This is a genomic window from Pseudomonas sp. NPDC090201 (assembly GCF_044746825.1).
Lineage (GTDB): Bacteria > Pseudomonadota > Gammaproteobacteria > Pseudomonadales > Pseudomonadaceae > Aquipseudomonas > Aquipseudomonas putida_AD.
On the sequence record NZ_JBIVCX010000008.1, the window covers coordinates 72412 to 90880 of the forward strand.

17 protein-coding genes are annotated in these 18469 nt (G+C 62.7%); 6 read left to right on the top strand and 11 right to left on the bottom strand.

What is annotated here, in order from left to right:
• Nucleotides 1-80: 80 nt before the first annotated feature.
• Complete coding sequence (locus ACIPOO_RS20080) at nt 81-986, bottom strand: AraC family transcriptional regulator (RefSeq protein ID WP_274136304.1); 906 nt, start codon at nt 984-986, stop codon at nt 81-83.
• A gap of 177 nt (nt 987-1163) precedes the next feature.
• Here ACIPOO_RS20080 and ACIPOO_RS20085 point away from each other — a divergent pair, with 177 nt between their 5' ends.
• A complete protein-coding gene (locus tag ACIPOO_RS20085) occupies nt 1164-2216 on the top strand; it encodes an NAD(P)-dependent alcohol dehydrogenase (protein WP_400609291.1) in 1053 nt (350 codons plus the stop codon).
• A gap of 134 nt (nt 2217-2350) precedes the next feature.
• Here the strand turns inward: ACIPOO_RS20085 and ACIPOO_RS20090 are convergent, their stop codons facing one another.
• The 5 genes from ACIPOO_RS20090 to ACIPOO_RS20110 form a co-directional block, all read right to left on the bottom strand.
• Nucleotides 2351-3151, bottom strand: coding sequence for an IclR family transcriptional regulator (locus tag ACIPOO_RS20090; protein ID WP_400609293.1), 801 nt, complete (start codon nt 3149-3151; stop codon nt 2351-2353).
• A 65-nt stretch (nt 3152-3216) separates the two neighbouring features.
• Nucleotides 3217-4530, bottom strand: coding sequence for an MFS transporter (locus ACIPOO_RS20095; RefSeq protein WP_274136307.1), 1314 nt, complete (start codon nt 4528-4530; stop codon nt 3217-3219).
• A 329-nt stretch (nt 4531-4859) separates the two neighbouring features.
• Nucleotides 4860-6008, bottom strand: a complete 1149-nt coding sequence (gene dgoD / locus ACIPOO_RS20100; RefSeq protein ID WP_400609296.1) for a galactonate dehydratase — start codon at nt 6006-6008, stop codon at nt 4860-4862.
• 58 nt (nt 6009-6066) lie between these two features.
• The gene (locus tag ACIPOO_RS20105) at nt 6067-6702 is read right to left on the bottom strand and encodes a 2-dehydro-3-deoxy-6-phosphogalactonate aldolase (RefSeq protein WP_274136310.1); all 636 of its coding nucleotides are present in this window, start codon (nt 6700-6702) and stop codon (nt 6067-6069) included.
• Nucleotide 6703: 1 nt separating this feature from the next.
• Nucleotides 6704-7720 carry a 2-dehydro-3-deoxygalactonokinase gene (locus ACIPOO_RS20110; RefSeq protein ID WP_400609298.1) on the bottom strand — a complete coding sequence of 339 codons (1017 nt, stop codon included), beginning with the start codon at nt 7718-7720 and terminating at the stop codon, nt 6704-6706.
• 250 nt (nt 7721-7970) lie between these two features.
• Between ACIPOO_RS20110 and ACIPOO_RS20115 the strand changes: the two genes are divergently transcribed.
• From ACIPOO_RS20115 to ACIPOO_RS20135, 5 genes are all read left to right on the top strand, one after another.
• Nucleotides 7971-9134: an acyltransferase family protein gene (locus ACIPOO_RS20115; RefSeq protein ID WP_400609300.1), complete on the top strand. Its 1164-nt coding sequence runs from the start codon at nt 7971-7973 to the stop codon at nt 9132-9134.
• A 202-nt stretch (nt 9135-9336) separates the two neighbouring features.
• Complete coding sequence (locus tag ACIPOO_RS20120) at nt 9337-9651, top strand: putative quinol monooxygenase (protein WP_274136316.1); 315 nt, start codon at nt 9337-9339, stop codon at nt 9649-9651.
• 226 nt (nt 9652-9877) lie between these two features.
• Nucleotides 9878-11209, top strand: coding sequence for an OprD family porin (locus ACIPOO_RS20125; protein ID WP_274136318.1), 1332 nt, complete (start codon nt 9878-9880; stop codon nt 11207-11209).
• Nucleotides 11210-11307: 98 nt separating this feature from the next.
• A complete protein-coding gene (locus ACIPOO_RS20130; protein WP_400609302.1) occupies nt 11308-11733 on the top strand; it encodes a cupin domain-containing protein in 426 nt (141 codons plus the stop codon).
• Nucleotides 11734-11880: 147 nt separating this feature from the next.
• Nucleotides 11881-12144, top strand: a complete 264-nt coding sequence (locus ACIPOO_RS20135; RefSeq protein ID WP_400609304.1) for a hypothetical protein — start codon at nt 11881-11883, stop codon at nt 12142-12144.
• 4 nt (nt 12145-12148) lie between these two features.
• Here the strand turns inward: ACIPOO_RS20135 and xylB are convergent, their stop codons facing one another.
• From xylB to ACIPOO_RS20160, 5 genes are all read right to left on the bottom strand, one after another.
• Nucleotides 12149-13630, bottom strand: a complete 1482-nt coding sequence (xylB, locus tag ACIPOO_RS20140; RefSeq protein ID WP_400609306.1) for a xylulokinase — start codon at nt 13628-13630, stop codon at nt 12149-12151.
• A 29-nt stretch (nt 13631-13659) separates the two neighbouring features.
• The gene (locus ACIPOO_RS20145; RefSeq protein WP_400609308.1) at nt 13660-14658 is read right to left on the bottom strand and encodes a LacI family DNA-binding transcriptional regulator; all 999 of its coding nucleotides are present in this window, start codon (nt 14656-14658) and stop codon (nt 13660-13662) included.
• A gap of 14 nt (nt 14659-14672) precedes the next feature.
• Entirely contained in the window at nt 14673-15614 is a 942-nt protein-coding gene (locus tag ACIPOO_RS20150; protein ID WP_400609310.1) for an ABC transporter substrate-binding protein, read from the bottom strand.
• A 58-nt stretch (nt 15615-15672) separates the two neighbouring features.
• Nucleotides 15673-16665, bottom strand: a complete 993-nt coding sequence (locus ACIPOO_RS20155; RefSeq protein ID WP_400609312.1) for a ribose ABC transporter permease — start codon at nt 16663-16665, stop codon at nt 15673-15675.
• 180 nt (nt 16666-16845) lie between these two features.
• Nucleotides 16846-18396: a sugar ABC transporter ATP-binding protein gene (locus ACIPOO_RS20160; protein ID WP_400609314.1), complete on the bottom strand. Its 1551-nt coding sequence runs from the start codon at nt 18394-18396 to the stop codon at nt 16846-16848.
• Between the last annotated feature and the right edge of the window lie 73 nt (nt 18397-18469).

Consider the following 18469-nt stretch of genomic DNA (forward strand, 5'->3'; position numbering starts at 1 on the left):
ACGCCATCGCGGGCAAGCGCGCTCCTACGGGAATGGTGGAATCCGGATGTGGCGTACACCCCGCATCACGAATGGCGGTGTTACGCAGAAATCCTCAGCAACACTCCCTCCTCCCCCGGGCTTCGGTCGAAGTACCGCTTGTACTCGCGGCTGAACTGCGACGTGCTCTGATACCCCACCCGGTGCGCCACCTGCCCCACCGCCATGCCCTCGCCGATCAGCATCTGCTGCGCCTTCAACAGACGTAGACGCTTGAGGTACTGCACCGGCGATAGCAAGGTGGTGCGCTTGAAATGCTCGTGGAAGGTCGAGGCGCTCATGTTGGCGCAGCCGGCCAGTTCGTCCACGCTCAACGCCTCGTGGTAGTGATCACGCAGATGCTGCAGCGCCGCGGCGATCCTGGCGAAATGGCCCTGCTGCTCGACCAGCGCCCGCAACACCCCCGCCTGCGGGCCACGCAGGGCGGCGTACAGCACCTCGCGCACCAGCGAAGGCCCCATGACCTGACGGTCCATCGGGTCGTGCAGGCAGCGCAGCAGGCGCTCGACACTCTCACGCATCTGCGCATCCAGCTCGGCAGAGGTCATGGATTCTGGTGTCTGCGCCTTGACCGACGCATCCGCCGGCAACCCCATGGCTTGCACCAGGTCACCCAGCACGATCCGGTCAATCGACACCGACACGCCGTACAGCGGCTCCTCGGGGGTGGCGAAGGTTTCGCACATGAACGGCACCGACAGCGCCTGCACCAGGTAATGCCCGGCGCCGTATTCAAAGGTGCGCGGTCCCAGGCGCGCGAGCTTGCTGCCCTGGGCCAGGATAATCAGGCTGGGTTCGTAGATCTGCGGGCTGCTGGCCACGTAGTAGCTCCACGAGAGCGTCTGCACGCCCGGCAATCCGGTGTCGAGAAAGCCCGGGGTGTGGGACAGCGGCTTGATGAGCGACACCAGGGTTTGGTTGGCATCGGAGCGGGAAGTCAAAAGCATGGGCAACCGGACAGAGGATTAGACACTGACATGATCGCAGATCTACGGCCATGCGCATCCCTCGATCAGCAACCTTCGGAGGATTAGGCATGACTCACGTAGGAACCGACATGGCCGCACCCCGCCCTGCTGCGCAAAATGCATCGCCTCACCACTCAGCATTTTGCGAGGCTTCACATGTACACAGCTATCGGTTACGCCGCCCAGTCGGCCACGGCTCCCCTCGCCCCCATGACTTTCAACCGTCGCAGCCCGCGCCCGGACGACGTGGCCATCGAGATTCTGTACTGCGGCGTGTGCCACTCCGACATCCACCAGGCACGCAACGAGTGGGGCATTGCGGTCTACCCACTGATGCCGGGCCACGAAATCGTCGGCAAGGTCACTGAAGTCGGCGCCAACGTCAGCAAGCACAAAGTCGGCGATCTGGTCGGCGTCGGCTGCATGGTCGACTCCTGCCGCCATTGCGAAGCCTGCGCGGCGGACCTTGAGCAGTACTGCCTGGAAGGCCCGACCCTGACCTACGCCACCCCGGACCGCGTCGACGGTAGCAACACCATGGGCGGCTACTCCAACAGCATCGTGGTCAGCGAGCACTTCGTCGTGCGCATCCCCGAGAAACTCGACCTGGCCGCCGCTGCGCCGATTCTCTGCGCCGGCATCACTACCTACTCGCCACTCAAGCACTACGGCGTCAAGGCCGGTGACAAGGTCGGCGTGCTGGGCATGGGCGGCCTGGGCCACATGGGCATCAAGTTCGCCAAGGCCATGGGCGCGGAAGTGACGCTGTTCACCCGTTCGGCGAGCAAGGCTGAAGAAGCCCGCCGCCAGGGCGCTGACCACGTGATCGTGTCCACCGATGCCGAACAGATGAAAGCTGCCGCCGGGCACTTCGACTTCCTGCTCGACACCATCCCGGTGCAGCACGACCTGAACCCTTACCTGGAAACCCTGCGCTTCGATGGCGTGCACATCCTGGTGGGCCTGATCGAGCCGATCGACCCGGCCGTCCACGCCGCCAACCTTGTGATGAAACGCCGGGTGCTGGCAGGTTCGTTGATCGGTGGCATCGCCGAGACTCAGGAAGTGCTGGATTTCTGTGCCGAACACGACATCAGCTGCGACATCGAAATGCTCGACATCAAGAACATCAACCAGGCGTACGAGCGCATGATTGCCGGTGATGTGAAGTACCGTTTCGTGATCGACATGGCGACGTTGAAGGCGTAAGCCTTCCTCTCGGTCGGGAACCCGGCCTGTAGGAGCGCGCTTGCCCGCGATTGCGGTGTGTCAGTCGATTTACATTTCGCAGACACGCCGCAGTCGCGGGCAAGCGCGCTCCTACAGAGCCATGATGGTCATGTTTACCCGCCCAACTCCGCCGACAACCGCGCCGCCACCTCCTTGATCACCGGCACCAGATCGTCCATCTTCTCAAGCGGCATGTAAGGCACGGTACTGGCGATACTGATCCCCGCCACAATCTGCCTCCCGGCATCGCGAATCGGCGCCGCCACGCAGCGAATCGACGGTTCGTTGTCTTCCAGATCGAACGCATACCCGCCCTTCACGTACTCGTGCATCCGCGCGCGCACCTGCTCCCAGGTCTGTTCCTGATGCGCCGGCCACTGAGGCTGCCTGGCCACCTCAGGCACGCTGATGTCGTACAGCCTTTGCCATTCGCTCTCCGGACTGTCGAGCAACAGCGCCTTGCCGATTCCGGTCCGCGCCAGCGGCATGCGGTGCCCGACCCGGGAGCGCATTTCCGGGCCGTTGCGGCCTGGGTTCTTGTGCAGGTACAACACCTCGTCACCGTCCCGGATCGCCAGGTGCACGGTGTCGCCGGTCAACGCCGACAACTCATCTAGAAATGGCTGCGCCAGCATGGCCAGGGGCAATTCTTCGCGGGCCTGGAAGCCCAGTTCGATCAGCTTGGGGCCCAGCAGATAACCCACCTGCGGCAGCACCCGCAGATAGCGCTCCTCCACCAGGCAACTGGCCAGGCGATGGGTCGTGCTGCGCGTGGTGCCGATCAGCCGGGCAATCTCCTTGAGATCCCGGGCGCCGCTGGCCACGGCCTGAACCACACCCAAACCGCGCAGCAGGGTCTGCGTGCCGGTGGGTGCGGCCTCTTTGCCGGTCGTGGTGTCTGAAGACTGTTGCATATCACGCCTTATCGAATCGGGAAGCTGGCGGCATTATCAATGCCCGCCAGGGTCCATGTCAGCCGTTACAGCTCGATGCGCTCGACCTTGCCCACCAGCAGGATGTAGGAAAGCGCCCCAAGCAGTGCCAGAACAGCGATATAGGTGATGGCCGGTGCAAACGACGCACCGGACGCCAGAAAGCCGATGACGATGGGCGTGGCAATCGCCGCCAGGTTGCCGATCAGGTTGAAGGTGCCGCCTGTCAACCCCAGCAAGCGAGCCGGCGCCAAGGTCGAAACCAGCGACCAGGTGATCGACGCCAGGCCATTGCCGAAGAACGCCAGGGCCAGGAACATGATTACCAGCGGCGTGGATTCAACGTAGTTGGCGCCGATGATCGAGGTGGAAATCAGCAGCCCGGCAATGATCGGCAGCTTGCGGGCAAAACCGACCGTGTGGCCGCGACGGATCAGCCAGTCGGAGAAGAATCCCGAACACAACACGCCGACGAAGGCCGCCAGAAACGGCAGCGAGGCCAGCAGACCGGACTTGATGAAATCCATGCCCCGGTATTTCACCAGATAGGTCGGGAACCAGGTCAGGAAGAACCACAGCGTCGAGTTCAGGCAGAACTGACCCAGGTAGATCCCCCACAGCTTGCGCTTGCTCAGGACGATGCCCAGGTCGCTCCAGTTGAACCCGGCTTTCTGCTTCGCGGTATCGGTCTGGATATCCACCAGGCCGCCGCCCTCCTTGATCAGGTCGATCTCGCCCTGGTTCACGCCTTTGAAATCCCGGGGCTCGCGATAGACCATGTACCAGATCACCGCCCATAGCACGCCCACCGCGCCCGTGGCGACGAATACCATGTGCCAGCCGAACGCGGTTTGCAGCCAGGCCAGCACCGGGGTCAGAAAGGCCAGGCCGACGAACTGGCCGGAGGTGTAGAAGCCCACCGCCGTTGCCCGTTCTTTTTCGGGGAACCAGGCGGTGACCACCCGGCTGTTGATCGGGTACGCCGGAGCTTCCAGCGCACCGACTGCCATGCGCAACACGAACAGGCCGATGAAACTGCCGACGAAGCCCAGGAAGATGGTCGCGACCGACCACAGGGCCAGGGCGACGGTGTAGAGAATGCGCGGCGGCACGCGATCCACCAGCCAGCCGCCGGGCAACTGCATGGCGGCGTAGGTCCATCCGAAGGCCGAGAAGATCAGGCCGACGTGCACCGGGTCGATGCCCAATTCGCTGGTCAGTGCGGGCGCGGCGATGGACAGGTTGCTGCGGTCCAGGTAGTTGATGACCACCGTGATGAACAGCAGGACCATGATGAAATAGCGTTTGCGGGTCGGCGTGGCGGTGATCGCCCGCGCCTCTTGCAGCGTCTGTGTGCGCATGGGGAACGTGCCTCTTTTTATGTTTATTTGAGGTCAGGAAGATTCGTGGTGCCTATACGTACGCCTTCGCGAGCAAGCTCGCTCCCACAGTAGATCTGAGGTGTCGCGCAGATCGAAGGCACACGCACACCCTGTGGGAGCAAGCTTGTTCCCACCCAGGATCTGAGGCGCAGCGCAGATCGAAAGCACACGCACACCCTGTGGGAGCAAGCTTGCTCCCACGCAAGATTTGAGGTGCAGCGCAGATCGAAAGCACACGCACACCCTGTGGGAGCGAGCTTGCTCGCGAATGGGGTCGACGCAGGATTTGCGTCAACCCCTGATTCGACTCACCACTCGGCAAAACTGCCATCGGCATGGCGCCAGATCGGGTTGCGCCAGCGATGGCCGACCGCGGCGCGCTCCTTGACGTATTCCTCGTTGATCTCGATCCCCAGGCCCGGGCCGTTCGGGATCTTGACCATGCCCTTGTCGTAGTCGAACACCGCCGGATCCTTCACGTAGTCGAGCAGGTCATTGCTCTCGTTGTAATGGATGCCCAGGCTCTGCTCCTGAATGAAGGCGTTGTAACAGGCCGCATCCAGTTGCAGGCACGCGGCCAGGGCAATCGGGCCCAGCGGGCAATGCAGCGCCAGCGCCACGTCATAGGCCTCGGCCATGTTGGCGATCTTGCGGGTTTCGGTGATGCCGCCGGCGTGGGAGGCGTCCGGCTGGATGATGTCGACGTAGCCTTCGCTCAACACGCGCTTGAAGTCCCAGCGCGAGAACAGCCGCTCGCCCAGGGCAATCGGCGTGCTGGTCAGCGGCGCCAGCTCCTTGAGGGCTTCGTAGTTCTCGCTGAGCACCGGCTCCTCGATGAACATCAGCTTGTACGGGTCCAGCTCCTTCATCAGCACCTTGGCCATGGGTTTGTGGACGCGCCCGTGGAAGTCCACGCCGATGCCCACGTTCGGCCCGACCGCATCACGCACGGCAGCGACGTTGGCCAGGGCAAGATCGACCTTCTCGAAGGTGTCGAGGAATTGCAGCTCTTCGGTGCCGTTCATCTTCACCGCCGTGAAGCCACGGCCCACTGCTTCCTTGGCAGCGCGCGCGGTGTCGGCCGGGCGATCGCCGCCGATCCACGAGTACACACGAATCTTGTCCCGCACCTGGCCGCCGAGCAGGTCGCTGACCGACACACCCAGCGCCTTGCCCTTGATGTCCCACAGCGCCTGGTCGATACCGGCCAGCGCACTCATGTGGATCGCGCCGCCACGGTAGAAACCGCCTCGATAGAGCACGGTCCAGATGTCTTCGATATTGCGCGGATCCTTGCCGATCAGGTAATCGGACAATTCCTCAACAGCGGCCGCCACAGTGTGCGCACGCCCTTCCACCACAGGCTCGCCCCAGCCGCTGACGCCCTGGTCGGTTTCCACTTTCAAAAAGCACCAGCGCGGCGGAACGATGAAGGTCGTGAGTTTGGTGATTTTCATGTCAGTTCTCTCTTATTCGAAGACGGCAGTTCAAGACGCCCGTGGACGCCTGTGCAATTCATTGAGGGTTCGCGGGGCGGTTGCGGTTCCAGGCGGCCACGTAATCGCGGGCGCGCTCGGCGACGTCGTCGGCACTCATGCCCGGCTTGAACAGCCCCGAGCCAAGACCGAAACCGCGCACACCGGCATCCAGGAACACCTTCATGTTGTCCGGGGTGATGCCGCCGACCGGCAGCAGCACGGTGCCCGCAGGCAGCACCGCCAGCCAGGCCTTGACCACGGCGGGGCCCATCTGCTCGGCAGGGAACATCTTCAGCACATCGGCGCCTTCGGCAAGGGCGGCGAAGGCTTCGGTCGGCGTGGCCACGCCCGGCGACAGAAACAGGCCTTCGGCCTTGGCGGCGCGCAGCACTTCCGGATCGCTGTGGGGCATGACGATGACCTGGCCGCCCGCTTCCTTCACCTGACGCACCTGTTCAGGGGTGAGTACTGTGCCCGCGCCGATCAGGCAATCGGCGGGCAGGTTCTGACGCAGCAGACGGATGCTGTCGTACGGCTGCGGGGAATTGAGCGGCACTTCGATGACGCGAAATCCTGCCGTATACAGGACTTCGCCGATGGCAATCGCTTCTTCGGGGCGCAGGCCACGCAGGATCGCGACCAGACCGTTTTGCGCCAGGGCTTGTTTGAGCATCTCAGTTCTCGACAGAAAGGGGCTGGCTCGGGGCCGCCGAATGGGAAGGAATAAGGCCTGCCTGCACCGCGACCTGCCACAGGCCACGCTCGGTAGCCTGCTCAGCCAGGGTCACCTGGGGGAAGCCGTTGGCCTTGAGCGCGCGCTGGTAGCGTTCCAGCAGCGCACCGCTGCCAATCAGGATCACGCCTGGCAGGCTTGCGCCATCGCTGTTCAGCATCTGCGCCAGGGCGGCGATTTCATGGCCTATCAGCAGGCCCGACAGATAATCGGGCTGCGCCGTGCCAGCGAGCTCGCCAGTCAGGCCCAGGGTCCGGCAGCTGAAGATGGTCGACAAGGGGCCGGCGCTGCCGCTGGCCGATTGCGCCACGCTGACGCCACGGTCGAACGCAGCCGCATCGAAGCCTTCGCGGCGCTGCATGGTTCGCCCCAGGATGGTGTGGCTGGACAGCGCGGCATACACCTCGCCGGTCATGAAGGTATCGAAATGCACGATGCGCCCATCCACCGCCCTCACCCACTTCGAGTGGCTGCCGGGCAGGCCGATCAGCAGGGGGCGACGCGCCTCGTCGGCGGACAACGCGCTGAGGATGCCGAGCACCTGGGTTTCTTCGCCGCGCATCACGTTGGGCAGCTCGGAGCGCTGGATCACCCCGGGAATGATATGCACATCGGCATGGCGCAGGCTGCGCACCTGCACAAGACCCGCACTCAGGGCCGCAACGCTGGCTGGCGTCTGTTGGTAGGGGGCTTCGCGCCAGCCCTGGGCACTGCCGACCATGCCGCAGGCGATCACCGGCACGCCCGGCTGGGCGTCGAGCCAGTCGCCGCAGGCTTCGTCGAACGCCAGCTCAAAACCGTCGCTGCACATCTGCCCGGCCACCCAGCGTGGCGCCGACGGCAGCTGCATGATGCCCGCACTGAGCGAGCGTTGTTCCAGCACCCGGCCACTCTCGCCGAGCCGATACGCGCGAAGGGACGTCGTGCCCCAATCGAGCGCGATCAATTGCGCCTGCATGGCTTCACCTGATTGTTATTGAAGTGTGAATGCAGGGAGGACTATAAACCCGAAAAGCGGATTATCTCAATATGTAATTATCAATCCCATATTGTGGGATTTTACGTTTTGCGACAAACGTACGAGCGTAACGGGCGCCGTGACTGGTGCGCCGACAAATCCCTGGGGCATACTCGGCTCGTTGGTCCTCCCTGCACTGCCAACCCGCTGTCTGCCACCGTCTACACTCATCTACAAAAGGACCCGTCAGATGAAGCGATTCCTCGTGCTCGACAGCTTTCGCGGCCTCTGTGCAGTCGCATTGATCATTCATCACTCGCACATTGAGCGCAGCATCACCGAACTGACGTTCTTCCGAAACGCCAGCCAGTTCGTGGGGTTTTTCTTCGCCCTGAGCGGGTTTCTGATCTATCGCCGCTACGTGGGCAACCTCGGCACACCCAGGCTGCTGGGCGAATTCGCGGTAACCCGGGCCTGCCGGGTGATGCCGCTGCACATCGCGGTGCTGCTGTTTTTCATCGGCTTCGAATGCCTGAAACTGGTGCTTGAACGCTATGGCCTGTCGCTCAACTATCCGGCCTTCAGCGGTGACCGCGCGCCGAGCGAGATTCTGCCCAATCTGCTGCTGATACAGGCCTGGTGGCCGACATTCAACGCACTTTCCTTCAATTACCCCTCGTGGTTCATCAGCGTCGAGTTCTGGATCTGGATGATCTTCGGGCTCCTGGTGTTCTGCGTGCCACAGATCGCCCGCAAGCTGTTTTCACTGCTATGCGTGCTGGCTTTTGTGGCGCTCTACAAGGATTTCAACCTGATCCCGCGCAATGTGCTGTGGGGTGTTTCCTGTTTCTTCGCAGGAGCGATTACCTATCGCCTGTACGTGAGATTGCACGACTCGGTGCCCAACGTGGGCCTGGCCAGCCTGCTGGAGGTGGGAGTACTGGCGGCGATCTATTGGGTCATGACCGAGGGCGAGCAGCCCCTGACGATCGAGCTGGGACTGCTGTTCTGTGCGGCCATCCTGATCTTCTCGTTCGAGTCCGGGCTGATCTCGCGGCTGCTGCGGCTGCGGCTGTTTCCGGCGCTGGGCAAGCTGTGGCTGTCGATTTACCTGACACACGCCGCAGTGATCTTCGTACTCGCCACCGGCCTTGCAGTGGCCGCCAAGTTCACCGGCTACAGCCTGCTGGTGGACCGCCCCGGCGAAACAACCGGCACCATGCTGCGCTACCTGAGCACCGGCAGCACGCTCAACGACAACCTGCTGATGGTGCTGGTGGTGGTGGCCGTGGTGGTGATTTCGATGCTCACCCACTGCTACATCGAAGCGCCGGGGATTCGGTTCGGCAAACACTGGAAACACGGCACCCTGTTCCGCCGCCGCAAGGACGATCCACCGCAGGAGCAGACGTGAGGGGATGGGCCAGGCGTGGGGCAGTGCCGGTTTCAAGGACACCCCCGCCGGCAAGCCGTGCGCTAAGCCGTAAATTTTCAAATACCCCCAACACCCAAATTGGCCTCCTGGTCAATCATATGATTGGACGCTGGAAATTGCGTTGATGCCCACTACTATGGCAACCGTTGAAAGACGATCTCATCGCCACGGAGACATCAGCATGACCCAGCACGCCAATAACACGGTTCGTATTCATGCCGCCCATGGCCGCTCCGAGGAGCTGGGCGAATATCTGGCCACTGTCGTCAAGAATCTTCCGCTGCTGCCAGGTTGCGAAAGCAGTGTGCTCAACCGCGACGAGGATGATCGCGACCTGTGGATCATCGATGTGCGTTGGGAATCCTGCCAGGCAATGGGCGAGCACTTCTCGCAGCCCAGCAACGAGGTGTTGAACGGCCTGCTGAACAATCTGTTCATCCGCCATATCGACTTCCAGAGTGATTCAGAGCGCTGCAACCTGCCGGGCAACCGCTGACAGAGTTCATTTGGCGGTGATTCTTGAACATCCACTTTAAGCAGACCCCTTAATTGGCTGTTAACTAAACCAATCGTCAGAAAATCGGCCATCGGACGGCTGATTTCGCCCTTGAAGTGGCGAAGTCCAGAACCGCGATTATCCTTTGCGTCTTGCGGGCAAGTTTGTGCTATTTCCCCTCCAGATAGTAGCCAATTGCCTCAAAGACCCAAGAGGTAATGCAATCATGAGAATGATAAGTCTGAGTCTGATCGCTCTGGCGGTATCGGCAGGATATGTTCAATCCGTAGAAGCAGAACCCTTCGTCAGCAGTCAGGCCGATGCAAAAGGCTTCGTCGAAGATGCCAAGCTCGATGTGCTGTTGCGCAACTATTACTTCAACCGGGATGGTAAAAGCGGCGCCGGCGATCGACGTGACTGGTCTCAGGGCGCCTTGGCCAACTTCAGTTCCGGGTTCACGCCGGGCACCGTCGGTTTTGGTGTCGATGCCTATGGCTGGTACGGCCTGAAACTGGATGGCGGCGCCGGGCATTCGGGCACCGGTAATATTCCCGTGGACAGCAGCGGCAGTCCGGAAGATGAATTCGCAACAGCCGGCGGCGCAGTGAAGATGCGCATTTCCAAGACCGAACTCAAGTGGGGCACGATGCAGCCCACCGCACCGGTCTTTGCAGCGGGCGGCACGCGCCTGTTCCCGCAAACCGCCACCGGCTTCAGCCTGCAAAGCAGTGAAATCAAGGACCTGGACCTCGAAGCCGGACACTTCACCGCGGGTAACGGGCCGCAACACACCAGCTCAAGCGGTGAACTCTTTGCCAGTTACGCCAATGTCACCGCCAACAGTGTCGACTTTGTCGGCGGTAAATACGCCGTCAATGATGCGCTGACATTCTCGTTGTACGGTTCGGAGTTTGAAGACATCTGGCGTCAGTACTACGGCAATGCCAACTATGCGTGGGCCATGCCACACGACCAGTCGATGACATTCGACTTCAATATCTATCGCACCAATGACGAAGGCCAGGCCAAGGCCGGCAATATCGATAACACCACTTGGTCGCTGGCCGCAGCCTATAACTTCATGGCCGGCCATACCTTTACCCTGGCCTATCAGAAAGTGCATGGCGACACGCCGTTCGATTATGTCGCGTTTGGCGATAACGGGCCGGGCACTACCGGTGATTCGATCTTCCTGGCCAACTCCATTCAATATTCGGACTTCAACGGACCGGGGGAAAAATCCTGGCAGGCGCGCTATGACCTGGCAATGAGCGCCTATGGCATTCCCGGGCTCAGTTTCATGGCGCGTTATGCCAATGGCCGGGATATCGACGGGACCAAAATGGCCCTGGACAGCCCCTACCGCGCCTACGGTTATGGCGAGGACGGCAAGCACCACGAAACCAACCTGGAAGCCAAGTACGTGATCCAGAATGGCCCGGCCAAGAACCTGTCGTTCAGGATTCGTCAGGCGTGGCACCGCGGCAATGCCGATCAGGCCGAAGGGGATCAGGATGAGTTTCGCCTGATCGTCGACTACCCGATTTCGGTGCTATGAGGTAATTGGCCCCCTGATCTTTCCCCGGATTGGGAGTGTGACCACCGCAGCCCCAGGCATAGCGTGTAGGTCATCACTCCCAACGAACAGGATCGATCATGAAACCGATGAAACTGCTGGCCGCCGGTGTCGCTTGCGTGGCGTTCTCCCTGACTTTGACTGTGCCTGTCACGGCGATGGCACACGATGGCGAGCACGAAAAAGTCACCGTGCTGGAAACCCATCCGATGCTCAACGCACCGGGCAAGAAAGCGATGATGCTGACGGTCGATTACAAGCCGGGCCAAGTGTCCATTCCCCACAGCCACAGCGGCAGCGCCCTGGCCTATGTGCTGGAAGGCGAAGTGGTGTCGCGGGTCAATGACGGCAAGGCGATCACCTACAAGGCAGGCCAGAGCTGGTACGAGCCGGCCGGCTCCAAGCACTACGAGTCGCGCAACGCCAGCAAGACCAAGCCTGCAAAACTGCTGGTGTTCATCCTGCTGGACGACAATGGCGAGATCCTCACGCCGCTGCCTAAATAAGCCGTTGACCGGGCCGGTGCCGCTCTAGCGCGCGGCGCCATCGGTCTGGTTCCCCTGCTCGTGCACTCAATTTTTCCTGCCAAGTGTCGATAAGCCATCAGTAGAGCCCGAATAGCGGGCCGGACTCGATGAGCGAAAGGCACAGACATGTACAACATTTTCCTGCTGGTGGAACATGGCCGCGATCACGGCGAAGTGAGCGTTCTTGGCTGGTTCGATGATGAACGCGCGGCACAGGAAACCGCAGAAGCGATGGAGTGGAAAGCCTATCGCCAGGAAGTCAAACAGCAGCATCGCTGGTCCAGCCAGCCATTGCTGCCACCGGACCAGACGTCGCACCGACGTTACTGGGTCAAGGGCATCGCCAAATTCACCCACACCCCGGCGCCGAGATCGTGGGCGTTGCATTGATCGTTCATCCATGCAGCCCCTGCGCCGCAGGCAGCAACCCGCGAAACTTCGCGTAGCGCGCCCGCAGCGCAGGCTGCACATCGGGATTGGGCCGGTAGCGCGCCTTGACCGGCAACCCGGCCTCGACATCCACCCCCTGCCCGATCGCCAGAAAGCCCAGCTTCGCTGCGCCGATGCACGCGCTCGATTCGCTGCCATGCAGGGTGTACACCTCGCGATCCAGGATATTGGCCAGCAGTTGCGCCCAATATTCGCTGCGCGCCCCACCGCCCACCAAGGCGCAGGCGTTCACCGCAGCGCCGGCAGACAGCGCCGCATTCATCGCGTCCAGCAGCCCGAACCCGACCCCTTCAAGCACTGCATAACCCAGCATCGCAGGGGTGCTGTCGTGGCCCAGGCCCATGAAGCCGCCGCGCAAAGAGGGATCATTGTGCGGTGTGCGCTCGCCTGCCAGATACGGCAGGAACATCGGAGCGCTGACCGCCACCGGCTGCTCGATGGGCACGGCGCTGTGCACCAGGTCCAGTAGCGTCTGCTCATCGGGCTGCCCGAGCAGGCGCGTCACCCAGCGCAGGCAACTGGCACCGGCGAGCATCGCACCCATGGTGTACCAACGCCCCGGCAGCGCATGGCAGAAACTGTGCACCGCGCTTGGCGGATTGCCCGCCGCGTGATCGGTGATCGCCACGATGGCAGCGCTGGTGCCCAGGGTGACGAAGGCATCCCCTGCGTTGACCGCGCCGATGCCCACCGCCGACACCGGGTTGTCACCACCGCCCGCCGCCACCGGCAAACCCTTGGGTAAGCCCAGCGCCTGCGCAGCCTCGGTATTCAGGCGAGCGGACAACTGATCGGCCTCCAGCAGCCGAGGCGTCTGTTTGAGGGTCAGGCCGCAGGCATGCAGCATCGGCTCGTGCCAGCGGCGTCGTGCCACGTCCAGCCACAGCGTACCGGCGGCATCGGACATGTCGCTGACGCGCTCGCCGGTCAGCAGCAGGCGCAGATAATCCTTAGGCGAGAGCACGCAGTCGATCCGCGCGAAGACCTCGGGCTCGTGCTGCTGCAACCACAGCAGCTTCGGCGCGGTCAGCCCGGCCATGGCCAGGCTGCCGGTGACCTGGGCATAGCCCGGAAAATCCCGGTTCAGGCGATCGGCTTCGGCCACGGCTCGCGAATCGTCCCAGAGCACCGCCGGATACAGCACCTGATCGCGGGCATCGACCAGCACCGCGCCGTGCATCTGCCCCGACAACCCCACGCAGGCAATGCGCGCCCAGGCCTGAGGCTGGCTGGCACGCAAGGCCGCCAGGGCTTCCACGCACGCCTGCCACCAATGCTCGGGGTTCTGTTCGGACCAGCCCGGCTGCCGACGCGAAACGTTCAGCCGTGCCCCTGCCCGCCCCAGCACCTGACCTTTGGCATCGAGCAGAATGGCCTTGAGTTCCGAGGTGCCCAGGTCGATGCCCAGCGAGACAACTTGACTCATCTACGTTCAGTTCCTGTCAGCGCGAATGCTCAATGGCACCCGCATGAATTGCGAATTTTCAGGCTGGCAGGCAAGTGTTCCGACTGCCGCGGCCCATCAGGATGAGCGATGCGCTGCAACAGCAACTGCACCGCACGCTCACCCAGGGCCTGCACCGGCTGGGCGATGACGCTCAGGCGCGGCTGGAAGAAATCGGCCCAGTCGAAGTCATCGAAGCCCACCAGCGCCATCTGTTCAGGGACGTGGATCCTGGCGTCCCGCAGCGCATGCATGGCGCCGATGGTCATCAGGTTATTGGCGGCCATGATCGCAGTCGGTGGCGTGGCCAATGCCAGCAGCGACGAGGCTGCCCGGCGCGCCGACTCACTGTTGGATTCGCCGTTGACCAGCAGCGCCTGATCGAAGGCGATCCCGGCATCCGCCAGCGCCAGCCGATACCCCTCGATGCGCTCCTCGGTGGTGCTCAGGCCGCGATGCCCGGCGATCATGCCGATGCGTCGGTGGCCGTGACCGATCAGGTGGCCCACCAGCTCCCGTGTCGAGTGCCGGTTCTCCACCCCGACCTGATCGAAGCCTTGCGGCGCCAGCCGGTCCACCAGCACCGCAGGAATCGCATTGGCCTGCAGGTAGGCCAGTGCCGCCTGCTGTGGATCGCTGGACGGCGCCAGCAGAATCCCGTCCACGCGCCGATGATGCAGCGCCTCGACCACGCGCAGTTCCTGGGCCGGATCATCGTGGGTGTCGACAAACAGCATCATGATGCCGTGGCGCGCGCACTCGGTTTCGATGGCGTGCACCGTCTCGCTGAAGTAGTGGTTGGACAGCGCCGAAATCGCCACGCCAATGGTATTGGTGCGCGAACGGGCCAGCGAGCGGGCCAGGGTGTTGGGAATGTAGCCCAGCTCCCTGACCGCCTGCTGCACCGCCACGACCGTTTCCGGGCTGACCTTGCGCGTACCGTTGAGCACATGGGACACCGTCGAAGTCGACACCCGCGCCCGCCGCGCCACGTCCTCCATCTTGACCACGGACGTCCCCTTTCTTAATGCTTGCTCGACCAGCCGCTGTAGGTGCCCACGTTGTCGCGGGTGATCAGTTTTGGCGTGAGTTGAGTCACCGCTTCAGCCGGCTTCTTGTCGTTGAGCAGGTCGTTGCCGATCACCACAGCCTGCTGGGCCATGGCCCAGGGGTCCTGGCTGGCCGAGGCCTGGATCTGGGTGTCGGACTTGAGCGCGTGCTCGATGTCCGGCGCACCGTCCACCGAGGTGATGACGATGCCGCTGCGCTTGAGCTGCTTGGCCGCCAGATCGCTGCCGATGGCTTGCGGGTCGTTGATCGCGAACAGGCCGTCGATTTTCGGGAAGCGCGTCAGGTAGCCCTGCATGGCATTCAGGCCGCCGTCGCGGGAACCTTTGGCGTCCTGGTCGTCTGAGAGAATCTTGATGTCAGGCGCGGCGGCGAAGGCGGCCTTGCAACCGGTGACGCGGTCAGTCACGGCGGTCACCTGCGGGCCGTTCTCGATGATGACGTTGCCCTTGCCTGAGAGCTTGTCGACGATGAACTGGCAGGCCAGCTTGCCAGCCTCGACGTTGTCGGTCTGCACGGTAGCATCGACCTTGGCGGCGTTGACGTCCACGGCCACCACCTTGATGCCGGCCTTCTGCGCTTTCATCACCGCCGAGGCAATGGCGTTCGGGTCCACGGCGTTGATCAGGATCAGATCGACGCCGGCAGCGATGAAGTTGTCGATCTGCGAGAACTGCTTGCTCAGGTCATAGTCGGCAGACACCGAGGTGACCTTGACGTTGGGGTTGATCTCCTGGGCCTTGGCCTTGGCGCCGTCGGCCAGGGTGACGAAGTACGGATTGCCCAGCGACCCTAGGGTAATGCCCACCGATTTCAGCTCGCGGGCCTCGACGCCCTGGGCCAGGAACGCGGCCAGGCACAGGGAAACGACAGCAGGAAATTTGCGTTTGAAGTTCATGTTTTCTCTCTTGTGATTGTTGTTGAAACGCATTTTTTGAACCCTGGGACACGCTGAATTACGTCCGCGCCCCCGACTGGCGATAACGGTCCAGCGCCACCGCCCCGATGATCACGATGCCCTTGATGATGTACTGCCAGATATCCGAGACGCCCAGCAACACCAGGCCGTTGGTGAGCACCGCGATAATCAGCGCGCCGATCAGCGTGCCGCCGATAGTGCCGACGCCACCGGTGAAACTGGTACCGCCCAGGATCACCGCCGCGATGGCGTCCAGCTCGTAGGACTGCCCCAGTTGCAGGCCGTTGGCAGCGAACAGCCGCGATGCACTCATCACCGCTCCCAGGCCTGCCAGTGCGCCGGACAGCGCGTAGACGAACAGCAGCACCTTCCACACCTTGATCCCGGAAAGCCGCGCCGCTTCAGGGTTGCCGCCCACCGAGTAGATCTGCACGCCCATCACCGTGCGGCGCAGGATGAACCAGGAGATCACGATCACAGCAACGGCGATAATCACCAGCCACGGCACGCCCAGCAGCGAATCGTTGCCAATGAAGGCGAACGGCAGGTCAGGGTTGAACACGGTCTTGTCGTCGGCCAGCAAACGGGCCAGGCCCCGCATGGCGGTCAGCGCACCCAGGGTCACGATGAACGGCGGCAGGCGCATGAAGGCGATCAGGCCGCCATTGACCAGGCCCAGCAGCAGGCCGAAACCGACGCCTGCGACGATGCCCAGCATGCCGAACTGCGGCGACAGCGAGACCTGCAACGCGACCACCGCAGAGGCGGCCAGAATCGCGCCTACCGACAGGTCGATGCCGGCTGTGAGAATCACGAAGGTCATACCCGCGGCGAGCACCACGTTGACCGACGCCTGCTGGGTGATGATCGACAGGTTCTGCCAGGTCATGAAGCTGTCGGTCATCAGGGCAAAGCCGATCAGCAGCAACAGCAGGACCGGCAGCATCCCTAAGGTGCGCATCAGTTCACGGGCCCGTTCGCGCTTGCTGATGGCGGCCACGCTTGGCGAGTTTTCCAGGGTCAGACTCATGGGCTGGCCTCCTTTGTTTTTGTTATCGAGGGTTAAGAATTTTGTAGGAGCGCGCTTGCCCGCGACCGCGGTGTGTCAGGGCACGGGGTGTTCGATGACACACCGCCATCGCGGGCAAGCGCGCTCCTACAGGTGTTCGGCGAACAATCATGGGCGTTCGGGGTGGACATGCCGGGCTGTTCAAACATGTACGGCCACCTGCTCACCCCCAGTCGCCAGATCAATGATCCGCTCCTGGGAAATCACCTGCCCTGACGCCCCGCCCACCTCCGCCACCAACTGGCCCTCGCGCATGACCAGCACCCGATCGCAGGTGCCGATGATTTCCGGCAGTTCGCTGGAGATCACCACGATCCCCACACCGGCCTTGGCCAGCTCGTTGATGATGCGGTAGATCTCGGACTTGGAGCCGATGTCCACGCCGCGAGTCGGCTCATCGAGGATCAGCACATGGGGTTTGACCTCCAGCAGCCGCGCCAGCAGCACCTTCTGCTGGTTGCCCCCGGACAGCGCACCGACATTGACCTTGCCCGACGCCACGCGAATCGACAGCGAGCGGATCGCCTCCACCGCCCGTTGCGCGCCTCGCCCGCGATCCAGCACGCCGCCGGCATGGGCGTCGGGCACGCAGGCACAGACGTTGATGTTGTCGCGCACGCTCATGTCCAGAAACAGACCCTGAGCCTTGCGGTCCTCGGTGAGATAGACCACGCCGGCCTTGATCGCATCGGTGGGCGTACGCAGATTGCCGACCGGTTTGCCGGCGATTTCCAGCGTGCCTGAGGTGCGCGGATCGGCGGCAAAGATCAGCCGCGCCAGTTCCGTGCGACCGGCCCCGACCAACCCGGCGATGCCCAGCACCTCGCCGGCATGCAGGTCGAAACTGCACGGCTTCACGCGCTTGCCATCGGCCATGTCACGCACCCGCATCACCACCTCGCCGGGGTCATACGGGGCGTGCTCCTTCTTGTAGAAACCGGAAAGATCGCGGCCCACCATCATCTTCACCAGCGTCTCGGCGGAAAGCCCGTCGCGCTGCAACATGCCGACGTACTCACCGTCGCGCAGCACCGACACCCGGTCCGACAACTCGTAGATTTCCGCCATGCGATGGCTGATGTAGATGATCGCCAGGCCCTGGTCGCGCAGTTGTTTGATGAGCGCGAACAAGCGGTCGGTCTCGCGGGAAGACAGGGGCGTGGTCGGCTCGTCCATCACCAGGATCTTGGCCCTGGCGTGCAGTGCCCGGGCGATTTCCACCAGTTGCCGCTCGGCAATGGACAGCACGCTGACCTTGGTCGATGGCTTGAAATCGGCGCCGAGGCGAGCGAGCACTTCAACGCAACCCTCCTCCATGGCCTTGCGGTCGATGCTCCAGCCGCGCCGCAGCTCACGGCCCAGGTAAATGTTCTCCGCGACGCTGAGGTTCGGGCACAGGCTCAGCTCCTGATAGATCACCGCGATGCCGCGCTCTTTGGCGGTCAACGGGTCGAAGGCGGCCAGCGGTTGACCGTCGATGCGAATCTCGCTACCGGCATCGGCCTGATAGGCGCCGGAAAGGATTTTCATCAAGGTCGATTTGCCCGCGCCGTTTTCGCCCATCAACGCATGGACTTCGCCGGCATAGACCTTCAGCGCCACGTTTTTCAGCACGCGCAGGCCATTGAAGGTCTTGGAAATGGCTGACATTTCCAGTACGGGTACGGGATTTTCCTGGAGGACGGCGCTCATGGTCGAGCACCCGGAATGAGGGAATTGGCGGCAGCGCGCACAGCAAAAACACGCGGCGACAGAGCAGGCAAGC

What these genes read in the sequence shown, in the direction of transcription:
- ACIPOO_RS20125 (WP_274136318.1), top strand. Translation starts at nt 9,878, where the DNA reads ATGAGAATGATAAGTCTGAGTCTGATCGCTCTGGCGGTATCGGCAGGA.
- ACIPOO_RS20155 (WP_400609312.1), bottom strand. Translation starts at nt 16,665, where the DNA reads ATGAGTCTGACCCTGGAAAACTCGCCAAGCGTGGCCGCCATCAGCAAG.
- ACIPOO_RS20085 (WP_400609291.1), top strand. Translation starts at nt 1,164, where the DNA reads ATGTACACAGCTATCGGTTACGCCGCCCAGTCGGCCACGGCTCCCCTC.
- dgoD (WP_400609296.1), bottom strand. Translation starts at nt 6,008, where the DNA reads ATGAAAATCACCAAACTCACGACCTTCATCGTTCCGCCGCGCTGGTGC.
- ACIPOO_RS20105 (WP_274136310.1), bottom strand. Translation starts at nt 6,702, where the DNA reads ATGCTCAAACAAGCCCTGGCGCAAAACGGTCTGGTCGCGATCCTGCGT.
- ACIPOO_RS20095 (WP_274136307.1), bottom strand. Translation starts at nt 4,530, where the DNA reads ATGCGCACACAGACGCTGCAAGAGGCGCGGGCGATCACCGCCACGCCG.
- ACIPOO_RS20160 (WP_400609314.1), bottom strand. Translation starts at nt 18,396, where the DNA reads ATGAGCGCCGTCCTCCAGGAAAATCCCGTACCCGTACTGGAAATGTCA.
- ACIPOO_RS20135 (WP_400609304.1), top strand. Translation starts at nt 11,881, where the DNA reads ATGTACAACATTTTCCTGCTGGTGGAACATGGCCGCGATCACGGCGAA.
- ACIPOO_RS20130 (WP_400609302.1), top strand. Translation starts at nt 11,308, where the DNA reads ATGAAACCGATGAAACTGCTGGCCGCCGGTGTCGCTTGCGTGGCGTTC.
- xylB (WP_400609306.1), bottom strand. Translation starts at nt 13,630, where the DNA reads ATGAGTCAAGTTGTCTCGCTGGGCATCGACCTGGGCACCTCGGAACTC.
- ACIPOO_RS20110 (WP_400609298.1), bottom strand. Translation starts at nt 7,720, where the DNA reads ATGCAGGCGCAATTGATCGCGCTCGATTGGGGCACGACGTCCCTTCGC.
- ACIPOO_RS20080 (WP_274136304.1), bottom strand. Translation starts at nt 986, where the DNA reads ATGCTTTTGACTTCCCGCTCCGATGCCAACCAAACCCTGGTGTCGCTC.
- ACIPOO_RS20120 (WP_274136316.1), top strand. Translation starts at nt 9,337, where the DNA reads ATGACCCAGCACGCCAATAACACGGTTCGTATTCATGCCGCCCATGGC.
- ACIPOO_RS20150 (WP_400609310.1), bottom strand. Translation starts at nt 15,614, where the DNA reads ATGAACTTCAAACGCAAATTTCCTGCTGTCGTTTCCCTGTGCCTGGCC.
- ACIPOO_RS20090 (WP_400609293.1), bottom strand. Translation starts at nt 3,151, where the DNA reads ATGCAACAGTCTTCAGACACCACGACCGGCAAAGAGGCCGCACCCACC.
- ACIPOO_RS20115 (WP_400609300.1), top strand. Translation starts at nt 7,971, where the DNA reads ATGAAGCGATTCCTCGTGCTCGACAGCTTTCGCGGCCTCTGTGCAGTC.